Genomic DNA, 12186 nt, shown 5'->3' with positions numbered 1-12186 from the left:
TGCAAATGCCTGGGCTGAATGGCCTGGAAGTTCAGCGGCGTCTGTCGGGCAGTGGCATGCCTGTCATTTTCATCACCGCCCATGATGAAGTCAGCGTGCGCGAGCAAGCGCTCGCAGGCGGAGCGGTGGCCTATTTGCGCAAGCCCTTCGACGACGAGTTGTTCGCGAGGACCGTGCGCGCGGCGCTGGAGGGCGCACAGCCGGAATAGCCGGATCATGTGCGCGCCGACCGGATATAGGACCAAAGCTAAATAAGTCTTCGAGCTGCGCGACGTCCAACTGCGACGATCCGAGCCGCCAATCCGTCTTGCACAGTGCCTGCGGCAATTCGTCAGAGTCATCCTCCCTTCTGTTACGCTGACACGTAGATTACGTTAATCGTCATATTCAATCTGTATAGAAAGCAATGGTTTCTAATTGAGTAAGCTGGTGGGAGACTATTTGTCGACCGATTGTATGGTTAACACCGATTTATACGTAAACGAACAAAAAGGAACATCGAATCCGTTGTTTTGATTTCCTTTTAGAAAAAAGGGTGCGCTTCGCCGTCGGCTTGAAAACGCACAAGAGCGACCGGAAACGCTAACACCGCGCCCATCACCGTTACTGCCCAATTGTCGCGCCAGGGCCTGAGCAGCACCGAAAACGCACTAGAACGAAGGAGAGCGATTTGGTCTTGGAACTGGAGCGGGTGACAGTCGTTTCGGGCGCTCAGACGCATCTGTACGGCGTCGATCTGCGGCTCATCCCCGGCGCGATCAACGTGCTGCTTGGGCCGACGCAAGCCGGCAAGACCACCCTGATGCGCGTGATGGCCGGCCTCGACCGCCCGGCATCGGGCCGCGTGCTTGCCGACGGCAACGACGTAACCGGCGTCAGCGTCAGGCAGCGCAACCTTGCGATGGTCTATCAGCAGTTCATCAACTATCCGGCGATGACGGTGTTCGACAACATTGCGTCACCACTGAAGCTGCAGAAAACGCCCGCCGACGAAGTCAAAAAACGCGTGCACGAAGTCGCCGCCAAACTCCATATCGATCACCTGTTGCACCGGCGTCCGGGCGAACTGTCCGGCGGCCAGCAGCAACGTTGCGCGCTGGCGCGGGCGCTGGTCAAGCGCTCGTCGCTAGTGCTGCTCGACGAACCGCTAGTCAATCTCGACTACAAGCTGCGCGAAGAATTGCGGGTCGAACTGGCGTCGCTGTTCGCGGACGGCAAGACCACTGTCGTCTACGCCACGACCGAACCGCTCGAAGCACTGCTGCTCGGCGGCTACACGGCGATCGTCGACAAGGGGCGTGTGCTGCAACATGGCCCGACGCTCGACGTCTACAACGCCCCCGCCAATGTCGACGTCGCAGCCGTGTTCAACGATCCGCCGATGAACATGCTCGCCAGCGAACTCACCGCGAACGGCACCGCGCGTCTGCCGATCGGTATCGAGGTGCCGCTCGAACGGGCGAGCGCGCGCGCTGTCGGCGGCAACGAGACGTTTCGCATCGGCATTCGTCCCGGCCATCTCCGGCTCGCGCCTCGCACGCCGCGCTCCGTTGCCGTGCCGTGCCGGCTCGAACTGGCCGAACTGAGCGGCTCCGAAACCTACCTGCATCTGCACACGCGGCAAGGCGGCGTCGATCTGGTCGCGCAACTGCAAGGCGTGCATCAGATCGATCTCGGCACGGAACTCGACGTGTACATCGATCCCGACGAACTGTTCGTGTTCGGTGCGGACACAACCTTGCTGTCCGGCCCGGAGGGCGCTCATGGCGCGCATTGAGTTTCAGAATCTCGCGCATGCGTACGCACCCCATCCCGCCACGCTCGACGACTACGCATTGCAACCCATGAGCATGGTCTGGGAAGACGGCGGCGCGTATGCGTTGCTCGGACCATCTGGTTGCGGCAAGTCCACGTTGCTCAACATCGTGTCCGGCCTCGTGAGGCCGTCGGAAGGCAAGGTGCTGTTCGACGGACGTGACATCACCGCGATGAGCCCGCGCGAGCGCAACATCGCGCAAGTGTTCCAGTTCCCGGTGATCTACGACACGATGAGCGTGTTCGACAATCTCGCGTTTCCACTGCGCAACCGCAAAATGACGGCGCGCGACGTGAAACAGCGCGTTCATGAGGTGGCGGAAATTCTCGACATGACGCGTGAGTTGCCGCGCAAGGCGAACAATCTGTCGGCGGATGCGAAGCAGAAAATTTCGCTGGGTCGCGGCCTCGTTCGCAAGGACGTGGCCGCGATCCTGTTCGACGAACCCTTGACCGTGATCGATCCGCATATGAAGTGGATCCTGCGCCGTCAGTTAAAAAAGATTCATCAGCAACTGAAACTGACGCTGATCTACGTGACGCACGATCAGGTCGAGGCGCTGACTTTCGCCGATGAAGTCGTCGTGATGACGAACGGCCGCGTAGTGCAGAAGGGCGGTCCGGACGCGCTGTTTTTGCGGCCCGATCACGCGTTTGTCGGCTATTTCATCGGCAGCCCGGGGATGAATCTCTGTCCGGTCGATCTGGACGCCGACGGTATCAGGATCGGCACGCAGCATCTGCAACTGGACCCCCCTACGCTGGATACGCTGAAGCACGCAAACGGCACGCTGACGCTCGGCGTGCGCCCGGAGTTCGTGCGGGTCGTGAGCGACGGCGAACCCGGTGCGGTGAAAGCCCATCTGCTGCGCGTGCAGCAACTCGGCAACTACCAGCTGGTCACCGCGCAATGCGACGGCCACGTCTTCACGGCCAAGGTCGAGCCGCATCTGCGTGTCGGCGAAGGCGCCGTCTGGTTGAAGCTCGCCGCGGCGGAAACCGTGTTCTTCAGCAACGACGAAAGGATCGCGCGATGAACAAGCCCGTCAACCAGAAGGCTTGGCTGCTGGTCGTGCCGGTGTTCATCTGCGTTGCGTTTTCCGCCATTTTGCCGCTGATGACGGTGGTCAACTATTCGGTGCAGGACATCATCAGCCCGACGCAACATGTGTTCGTGGGCACCGAGTGGTTCCGCGCCATCATCAACGACGACGATCTGCGCGGCGCGCTCGGGCGGCAAATTGTCTTTTCCGCCTGCGTTCTGCTGTTCGAGATTCCTCTCGGCGTCGGCCTTGCGCTGGCGATGCCGGCGTCCGGCTGGCGCGCGTCGGCGTCGCTGGTCGTGCTCGCCATGCCGCTGCTGATTCCGTGGAACGTGGTGGGCACGATCTGGCAAATTTTTGGGCGGCCTGATATTGGCCTGCTCGGTTATGCGCTCAATCACGCGGGCATCGAATACAACTACACGGCCAGTCCCAGCGCCGCGTGGATCACCGTGCTCGTGATGGACGTCTGGCATTGGACGCCGCTCGTCGCGCTGCTCTGCTATGCAGGTTTGCGCGCGATTCCGGACGCGTTCTATCAGGCCGCCGAAATCGACGGAGCCAGCCGCTTCGCGGTATTCCGCTATATCGAACTGCCGAAGATGCGCGGCGTGTTGATGATCGCCGTGCTGTTGCGCTTCATGGACAGCTTCATGATCTATACCGAGCCGTTCGTGCTGACGGGCGGCGGCCCGGGCGATTCGACCACGTTTCTGTCGCAGTACCTGACGCAAAAAGCAGTCGGGCAGTTCGACCTCGGTCCGGCGGCGGCGTTTTCGCTGATCTACTTCCTGATCATCCTGTTGCTGTGCTTCATCCTGTACAACTGGATGGAGCGCGTGGGTAAAGGGGGCGACCATGCGCAATAACCGCTGGATGCGCGTTGTCGTGCTGACGCTGTACATCCTGTTCGCGCTGATTCCGCTTTACTGGATGCTGTCGATCTCGCTGCGCACGAACGAAGAGACGATGTCGGCGTTCGCGATCTGGCCGCATCACGTGACCTTCGACAACTACAAGGTCATCTTCACCGACCCGTCCTGGTACTGGGGCTACATCAACTCGATCATCTACGTGCTGATGAACACGGTGATGTCGGTGCTCGTGGCGCTGCCGGCTGCTTATGCGTTCTCGCGCTATCGCTTTCTCGGTGACAAGCATATGTTCTTCTGGCTGCTCACCAACCGGATGACGCCGCCTGCCGTGTTCCTGCTGCCGTTCTTTCAACTGTATTCGAGCGTCGGTTTGATGGACACGTATATCGCGGTCGCGCTCGCGCACATGCTGTTCAACGTACCGCTCGCGGTGTGGATTCTCGAAGGCTTCATGTCGGGCGTGCCGCGCGAAATCGACGAAACCGCCTACATCGACGGCTATACGTTTCCCGCGTTCTTCGTGAAGATTTTCCTGCCGCTGATCAAGTCGGGCGTCGGCGTGACCGCGTTCTTCTGCTTCATGTTCAGCTGGGTCGAACTCCTGCTCGCGCGCACGCTCACCACCGTCAACGCCAAGCCGATCGCCGCCGTGATGACGCGCACGGTATCGGCGGCGGGGATGGATTGGGGCGTGCTATCCGCGGCGGGCGTGCTGACCATCGTGCCGGGCGCGCTCGTCATTTACTTCGTGAGGAATTACATCGCGAAGGGCTTTGCGATGGGGAGAGTCTGATGCTGACGTGGATGTACTGGACACCCGAAGTCGCGATTTTTTTCGGCTGCATCGTGGTGATGCTGGCGGGCATGACTGTGTGGGAGATCCGCTCGCCGACCGTCGAACGCAAAGGCTTTTTGCCGATCGGAACCACGCGTGGCGACCGGCTCTTTATCGGGCTGCTGATTGCCGCGTACATCAATCTTGCGTGGATCGGCATCAGCGCGGAACACGCGAGCGCGTGGCCCGGTTTCGCGGCGTCGATGCTCGTGCTGCTGATTGTCATGTGGAAAGGATGAATAGCGTTGCGTGCTGAAGGTTTGCGTATCTGGACAGACCGGTTCCGTTGATGCCCCGGGCGGACCTCGGCAGTTGCTCCAAGGGGTGCGGAGACACAGGAGAAAGCCATGCAACAGAGGAGACGAACCGTCACGCTCGCCGTGGCGTGCGCTATCGCGACGGGCTTGACCAGCCATGCCGCGATCGCCGGTACGCCCGAAGCGCAGAAGTGGGTCGACAGCGAATTCCAGCCGAGTACGCTGTCGAAACAGCAGCAGATGGACGAGATGAAATGGTTCATCGAGACCGCTGCGACGCTGAAGTCAGCGGGTGTCAAAGAGGTGCATGTAGTGTCCGAAACGCTCGACACGCATATGTACGAATCGAAAACGCTGGCTAAGGCATTCACCGAAATCACCGGCATTTCAGTCAAGCACGACATCATCCAGGAAGGCGACGTCGTCGAAAAGCTGCAGACGTCGATGCAATCCGGTCAGAGCATTTACGACGGCTGGATTTCGGATTCCGACCTGATCGGCACGCACTATCGATACGGCGTGATCATGCCGCTGTCCGACTATATGGCCGGCGAAGGCAAGAAATACACGAACCCCGGTCTCGACATCAAGGACTTTATCGGCACGAGCTTCACGACCGCGCCGGACAAGAAGCTCTATCAGTTGCCCGACCAGCAGTTCGCGAATCTTTACTGGTTCCGTGCCGATTGGTTCGCGCGCAAGGACCTGCAGGACAAGTTCAAGGCGAAGTACGGCTACGATCTCGGCGTGCCGGTGAACTGGTCCGCGTATGAGGACATTGCCGAATTCTTTACGAACGACGTCAAGAACATCGATGGCGAAAAGGTCTACGGCCATATGGATTACGGCAAGAAAGACCCGTCGCTCGGCTGGCGGTTTACCGATGCGTGGCTCTCGATGGCGGGTGAAGCCGACAAGGGAATCCCAAACGGCATGCCGGTCGACGAATGGGGTATCCGCGTCACGCCGGACGGCTGCCATGCGGTGGGCGCGTCAGTGTCCCGCGGCGGCGGCACGAACAGTCCGGCCGCGGTGTTCGCGACCACCAAGTACATCGACTGGCTGAAGAAATATGCGCCGCCCGAGGCCTCGGGGATGACCTTCAACGAAGCGGGACCGGTGCCGGCGCAAGGCAAGATCGCCCAGCAGATCTTCTGGTACAGCGCGTTCACCGCCTCGATGCTGAAACCCGGCAATGTGACTAATGCAGACGGCACGCCGAAGTGGCGGATGGCGCCGTCGCCCCACGGGCCGTACTGGAAGGACGGCATGCAGAACGGCTATCAGGACGTCGGTTCGTGGACCTTCTTCAAGTCGACGCCGCCGAATCAGCGCGCTGCCGCGTGGCTCTACGCGCAGTTCGTTACGTCGAAAACCGTTTCGTTGAAGAAGTCGATTACCGGGCTCACGTTCATTCGCGACTCCGATATTCATAGCGATTACTTCACGAAGAACGCGGACAAATACGGCGGGCTGATCGAGTTCTATCGAAGCCCGGCACGCGTTGCATGGACGCCGACCGGCAACAATGTGCCCGATTATCCGAAGATGGCGCAACTCTGGTGGAAGAACGTCGCGACGGCCGTCGCTGGCGAGAAGCCGCCGCAAGCCGCAATGGATAACCTGGCGAAGGAAATGGACCAGGTGCTGGCCCGTTTGCAGCGCGCGGGAATGAAGGTTTGCGCGCCGGAGTTGAATGCGGAAAGCGACCCGGCGAAGTGGTTGTCGGATCAGCACGCGCCTTGGAAGAAGCTTGCTAATGAGAAGCCGAAGGGGGAGACGGTTAAGTACGATCAGCTGTTGACTGCGTGGAAGGAGGGGAGGGTGCGGTAGAGGTTATGCGCCTGTGAGCTGTACGGTGACCGTGCCGCCGATCGACGTGATCGATTTCGGCGGCGCGGTTATCGCGCCTGGATGAAGTCAGCTTCGGCTGACTTTTTTATGGCTGTTTGCCAGGACGATCGTGTTGTCCCTACTCTTCTTATCCGATTGGCCAAATGTGACATTTGATCTGTGAGGAAGTGAATGGGGTCGCGGTCGGCCGTTGCATCCGGAGCTTATAGCATCCATACTTCCTCGTAACGCAACCCACTATGGTCCGCATTACAGGATGTCAAAATCGCCCGTTGTCGAGCTTCATCAGGTCCGTCACGCGCTGAAAGTCGCTGCTGTAACTGGGCAAAATACCGCACGCGATGTCGCCTTGCTATTCGTGTTCTACGGAACCGGGCTTACGCGCGCCGCACGTTCGCGGTCAGACTGCACCGCGATGGGCGCTCGCTAAAACTCATACAGCAATAGATTGGCGTTTCCAGCCTATCCGCCGTTAAGAACCTGGTAGAGGGTGATCCTGTGCGGTTGTCGTCGATCGTGAGCGGGGTGATCTGATGGTCGGGAGGAAACCCGTGGTCGTCTCTCAGCAGGAATTTCTGCGCGACGCGATTCAAAGGCTCGGTCTGACGTGCGCAGGCTTCGCCAAGCGATTAGCGGGCTCCAATGGGGGTATATATTGAATGTGACGAACTTTGCTTCGAGAGACACATGCCCAATCAATCTGCCGCGCTGCTGAAGACGATCGACGCCGACAAGGAGACGCTCGATGCTGCGCGCCCACTTCCTCAGCACACGGTCGCGTCTCTGCGCGAGAAATTGGTGCTGGAGTGGACGTATCACTCGAATGCGATCGAGGGCAACACCTTGACGCTGCGCGAGACCAAAGTGGTGCTCGAAGGCATCACGGTCGGCGGAAAGTCCCTTCGGGAGCATTTCGAGGTGATGAATCACCGCGACGCGATCCTATATGTCGAGGACATCGTCTCGAAGGCCGAGGCGCTATCGGAATGGCAAATCCGCAATATCCACGGACTCGTGTTGAAGGGCATCGACGACAGCCAGGCGGGCCGTTACCGCTGCGAGAATGTCGTGATTCCGGGAGCGAGCACGACTCCACCCGACTTTCTTCATCTGCCGACCGAAATGGCCGCGCTGATCGAGTGGTACGTGACGGCCGGAGCCCTGCATCCGGTCGAGCGCGCGGCGGAGTTGCACACGCGTTTCGTGAAAATCCATCCGTTTGTCGATGGCAACGGTCGGACGGGACGGCTACTGCTGAACTTCGAGCTGATGAAGGACGGCTACCCGCCGGCGATCATCCGCAAGGAAGACCGGCTTGCTTATTACGATGCGCTGGACGAGGCATGCGTCAGTGGCGACTACAGCGACATCACACGACTGGTCGCGAGTTCGGTGCAGCGGTCACTTGATACGTACCTCGACGTGCTCGGGACGCCACGCATCAGGTCACGCCGAGACGAGCCCTGACGCGGCGGCCTTTCACATCCAGATAAGCGAAGCCGCCCGAGTTGCATCACACAACGCATGCCCAGCCATGCCTTGCCAATTGCACCCGGAACGACCTATAACCCTAGACGCGCACACGCTCCTCGAAAGGACCGTCGCCTAAACGAACAAGAGCAGGAACGATACGTGCGCAGCGTTCACGCCCCGCATGATTCGTCCTCGTCGACGAGTCCCCTAACCGGCGGATGGCAAGCCGCGGTACACGCGGCATGACACACACGTTCTGCTATCCTTTTCACGGTGCTCCGGCGTATAACGCATGAATTCGGCGTCGGTCCCACTGGCAGGCGGTATCCACTCAAGAGGGTTGAGATCATCATGACCGGTCAGTCGAATTCGCGTGGCGTCATCGGCATCATCACATTCCTTTTTACGCTGCTGAGCGCGCTCTATCTGCTGATCGGCGGCGCATGGCTGCTCGCGGTCGGCGGCTCGGCGTATTACGTCGTCACAGGCATCGTGCTGTTGGGCGTAGCCTGGCTGCTTTGGCGGCGCAGTCCCGCCGCGCTTCTGCTTTATGCGCTTGTGCTTATCGGCACGGCGATCTGGGCGCTGATGGAGTCGGGTCCCGACTTCTGGGCACTCGCGCCGCGCTCCGGTGTGCTCGTCATCTTCGGCGTGTGGTTGTTGCTGCTGGTGAGTTGGCAGTTGGAAGGCGAGCGTAAGCTCGGCGTCGCCTCGCTCGTCGTCGCACTCGTGGCATGGGCGGGCGTGCTCGTGTACGCGAGCTTCAACGATCCGCAGCAGGTCAACGGCACACTGAGCGCTGCCGCGTCCGCAAGCGGCGGCGCCAGCACCAGCACCGGGATCGACCCCGCCGACTGGCCGGCCTATGGACGCACTCAGGAAGGCACTCGCTACTCGCCATTGCAGCAAATCACGCCTGAGAACGCGAAGAATCTCCAGGTGGCCTGGACCTTCCGCACAGGCGACATGAAGGGGCCCAACGATCCCGTCGAGATCACCGACGAAGTCACGCCGATCAAGATCGGCGATCTGCTTTACCTGTGTTCGCCGCATCAGATCCTGTTCGCGCTCGACGCGAAGACGGGCACGCTCAAGTGGAAGTTCGATCCGAAACTACAGGCGGATCCATCGTTCCAGCACGTGACCTGCCGCGGCGTGTCGTACGTCGATCTGTCGGCCAGCGCCACGACGGCCGTACCCGCGACTGCGCCGGCCAGCGATGCGGCCGCAACAGCCGCTGCGCCAGCGAGCGGTGCAGCCGCAATCGCCGCCGCTACAGACATCTCAGGCGCAACTGTCAGCGCCGCCCCTGGCACCGCAACCGCAACCACCGCAGCCGCAACTGCCACCCCGGCCTCAGCCCCCGCAACCCCCACCGCCTCGGCCACGACAACTCCAACCGCCTCGGCCACGGCCACTCCAACCGCCTGCACCCGCCGCATCTATCTCCCAGTCAACGACGGCCACCTCTACGCGCTCGACGCACTAACGGGCCAACGTTGCGCGGAGTTCGGCAACAACGGCGACCTCGACCTTCAACACGCCCAACCCGTCACGACGGCGGGCATGTACGAGCCCACCTCACCGTCGATCATCACCAGCAAGGTGATCGTCGTGGCGGGATCGGTCGAGGACAACTTCTCGAACCGCGAGCCGTCGGGTGTCATCCGCGGCTTCGACGTGCGCACGGGCGTATTGCTCTGGGCGTTCGACCCGGGTGCGCAGGACCCGAATCACATTCCGGGACCGGGCGAGCATTACACGTGGAATTCGCCCAACTCGTGGGCACCCGCCGCCTACGACGCGAAGCTCGACATGGTCTATCTGCCGATGGGCGTGACCACGCCGGACATCTGGGGCGGCCACCGCACGCCCGAACAGGAACGCTACGCCAGCGGACTGCTCGCGCTGCACGCGTCGACCGGCAAGCTCGCCTGGTTCTACCAGTCCGTGCACCACGATCTGTGGGACATGGACCAGCCGTCGCAGCCCACGGTTGCCGACATCACCGACAAGGACGGCAAGACCGTGCCGGTCGTGTATGCACCGGCCAAGACCGGCAACCTGTTCGTGCTCGACCGCCGCACCGGCGAGCCGGTGGTGCCGGCGCCCGAAACGCCCGTGCCGCAGGGCGCCGCCCCCGGCGATCACGTCATGCCGACCCAGCCGTTCTCGCAGCTCACGTATCGTCCATCGAAGAAGCTGACCGACGCCGACATGTGGGGCGCGACGATGTACGACCAGCTCATATGCCGCGTGATGTTCCACAAGCTGCGTTACGAAGGCACGTTCACGCCGCCGTCGCTGCAGGGCACGCTCGTGTTCCCGGGCAACCTGGGCATGTTCGAGTGGGGCGGTATGGCCGTCGACACCGACCGCCAGATCGCCGTCGCGAACCCGATCGCGTTGCCGTTCGTCTCGCGTCTGATTCCGCGCGGCCCGGGCAACCCGCTGGAGCCGGAGCCGGGTGCCAAGGGCAGCGGCACGGAGTCAGGCATCCAGCCGCAGTACGGCGTGCCGTATGGCGTCACGATTAACGCGTTCCTCTCGCCGCTGGGCTTGCCGTGCAAGCAACCGGCATGGGGCTACATCTCCGCGATCGATCTCAAGACCAATGAGATCGTGTGGAAGAAGCGCATCGGCACCGTGCGCGACAGTTCGCCGATTCCGCTGCCGTTCAAGATGGGCATGCCGATGCTGGGCGGTCCGATCGTCACGGCGGGCGGGGTCGCGTTCATTGGCGCGACGGCGGACAACTACATCCGCGGCTTCAACGTGAACAACGGTGAGCAGGTCTGGGAGGCGCGCCTGCCCGCAGGCGGTCAGGCGACGCCAATGAGCTATTCGATCGACGGCCGACAGTACGTCGTGATCGCGGCGGGCGGGCATGGTTCGTTTGGCACCAAGCTCGGCGACTATGTGATCGCCTACACGTTGCCGCAACAGTAAGCGGCACACGTCGCCGAGGTGTCGCTTAAGCTGCCTCGCGCAGAAAATGCGCGAGCGTTTCCTCGCTCACCGACCTGGCGAGCCCCTGGACGATGAACACGAGCCGCGTCGTGTGATCGTCGTCGGGCCATGCTTCGAGCCGCAACGGTTCATGCAGCAACTGCTGCACACCATGGAACACAACCGGCCGCTGTTCGCCGATGAAATTGCCGATCCCCTCAACCCGCAGAATGCGTTCGCCGTGATAGCCGAGCAGCACCGTCAGGTCGTGTCGCCGGAGAAGACGACGGTGCGGTCCCGGGTCTCGAAGCGGTACGCAAATGCCGGCTTGATCGTGTAGTGGTCGACCAGGGTCGACGTGACGCGCACGCGGTCGTCTTCCATCACGAGGCGAGGACCGTCGAATTCATGGATGTTGAACAATGGCCGGAACGGCGGACGCCCTTCTTCGCGCATACGCACGTCGAGGTCGATCGCGTTCATGTCGACGAAGTCGTCGATCATCCTGGTCATGCGCGGCGGCCCATACAGATTGACGGGCGTGCGCAGGCCGGTGGCCCAGGCGAGGAACACGAGGTTGCCGAGGTCGGCGTTGTGATCCGAATGATGGTGAGTCAGGAAGATGTCGCGAATGTCCGGCAGCTTGATGCCCGCTTTGGTCAACTGCAGCGCGACGCCGTTGCCACAATCGACCACGTAGGCTGACCGTCCACCACCAGCTCGTTCGCCGGTGCCGCGCGCATCTCCGTCGGCGTCGGGCCGCCCTTGGTACCGAGCAGGATCAGCTGGGTGCCTTTCGCCGGGTGTCCGGTGACGGGTGCAGGGGTTGCGGTGGTGGCGGAGGTGGCGGAGCCGGCTGGCGACTGCGCGTGGGCGTCCTGCATCCACGGCAGCGCCGCGGTGGTGCCTGCCGTTACGGCAATGCGCATGAAATCACGACGGGAGCGTCCAAACGGCTCGTTCCACCGGGGCAACGTGTAAGCGGAATCACGGACTAAGCCACGCTTGAAATGAGGCGTGAGTCATTCACGCCTTTTTTCCTGTGGCGCAGTGGCCGTCGGTACGTAATGGAAGCGGCCCGCGCG

12 protein-coding genes are annotated in these 12186 nt (G+C 61.6%); 9 read left to right on the top strand and 3 right to left on the bottom strand.

The genetic code is table 11. From position 1 onward, the window contains the following. The 9 genes from QOC89_RS30475 to QOC89_RS30435 all read left to right on the top strand — a co-directional run. On the top strand, positions 1-209 hold a 209-nt coding region (locus QOC89_RS30475; protein ID WP_323048442.1), incomplete at its 5' end, for a response regulator. 461 nt (positions 210-670) lie between these two features. Next, the gene (locus tag QOC89_RS30470; RefSeq protein ID WP_323048441.1) at positions 671-1777 is read left to right on the top strand and encodes an ABC transporter ATP-binding protein; all 1107 of its coding nucleotides are present in this window, start codon (positions 671-673) and stop codon (positions 1775-1777) included. Beyond that, positions 1764-2852, top strand: coding sequence for an ABC transporter ATP-binding protein (locus QOC89_RS30465; protein ID WP_323048440.1), 1089 nt, complete (start codon positions 1764-1766; stop codon positions 2850-2852). Before QOC89_RS30470 ends, QOC89_RS30465 begins: the two co-directional genes overlap by 14 nt. Beyond that, complete coding sequence (locus tag QOC89_RS30460) at positions 2849-3727, top strand: sugar ABC transporter permease (protein WP_323048439.1); 879 nt, start codon at positions 2849-2851, stop codon at positions 3725-3727. The genes QOC89_RS30465 and QOC89_RS30460 overlap by 4 nt, the downstream gene beginning before the upstream one ends. After that, positions 3717-4526 carry a carbohydrate ABC transporter permease gene (locus QOC89_RS30455; RefSeq protein ID WP_323048438.1) on the top strand — a complete coding sequence of 270 codons (810 nt, stop codon included), beginning with the start codon at positions 3717-3719 and terminating at the stop codon, positions 4524-4526. Before QOC89_RS30460 ends, QOC89_RS30455 begins: the two co-directional genes overlap by 11 nt. After that, positions 4526-4807, top strand: a complete 282-nt coding sequence (locus QOC89_RS30450; RefSeq protein WP_323048437.1) for a DUF2160 domain-containing protein — start codon at positions 4526-4528, stop codon at positions 4805-4807. Before QOC89_RS30455 ends, QOC89_RS30450 begins: the two co-directional genes overlap by 1 nt. Positions 4808-4915: 108 nt before the next feature. After that, the gene (locus QOC89_RS30445) at positions 4916-6658 is read left to right on the top strand and encodes an ABC transporter substrate-binding protein (protein WP_323048436.1); all 1743 of its coding nucleotides are present in this window, start codon (positions 4916-4918) and stop codon (positions 6656-6658) included. Between the two features lie 708 nt (positions 6659-7366). After that, a complete protein-coding gene (locus tag QOC89_RS30440) occupies positions 7367-8146 on the top strand; it encodes a Fic family protein (protein WP_416340511.1) in 780 nt (259 codons plus the stop codon). A 357-nt stretch (positions 8147-8503) separates the two neighbouring features. Further along, a complete protein-coding gene (locus QOC89_RS30435; RefSeq protein ID WP_323048435.1) occupies positions 8504-11101 on the top strand; it encodes a membrane-bound PQQ-dependent dehydrogenase, glucose/quinate/shikimate family in 2598 nt (865 codons plus the stop codon). A gap of 25 nt (positions 11102-11126) precedes the next feature. Here the strand turns inward: QOC89_RS30435 and QOC89_RS30430 are convergent, their stop codons facing one another. From QOC89_RS30430 to QOC89_RS30420, 3 genes are read right to left on the bottom strand one after another with little or no spacing between them, the layout of a single operon-like run. Next, positions 11127-11360 carry a GTP-binding protein gene (locus QOC89_RS30430; RefSeq protein WP_323048434.1) on the bottom strand — a complete coding sequence of 78 codons (234 nt, stop codon included), beginning with the start codon at positions 11358-11360 and terminating at the stop codon, positions 11127-11129. Between the two features lie 2 nt (positions 11361-11362). Further along, positions 11363-11797 carry an MBL fold metallo-hydrolase gene (locus tag QOC89_RS30425; protein WP_323048433.1) on the bottom strand — a complete coding sequence of 145 codons (435 nt, stop codon included), beginning with the start codon at positions 11795-11797 and terminating at the stop codon, positions 11363-11365. After that, positions 11761-12030 carry a hypothetical protein gene (locus QOC89_RS30420; RefSeq protein ID WP_323048432.1) on the bottom strand — a complete coding sequence of 90 codons (270 nt, stop codon included), beginning with the start codon at positions 12028-12030 and terminating at the stop codon, positions 11761-11763. Before QOC89_RS30420 ends, QOC89_RS30425 begins: the two co-directional genes overlap by 37 nt. Between the last annotated feature and the right edge of the window lie 156 nt (positions 12031-12186).

It is taken from the genome of Paraburkholderia sp. (assembly GCF_034668105.1).
Lineage (GTDB): Bacteria > Pseudomonadota > Gammaproteobacteria > Burkholderiales > Burkholderiaceae > Paraburkholderia.
The sequence above is the reverse complement of the archived record's forward strand: the minus strand, read 5'-3'. Positions and strand labels throughout refer to the sequence as shown.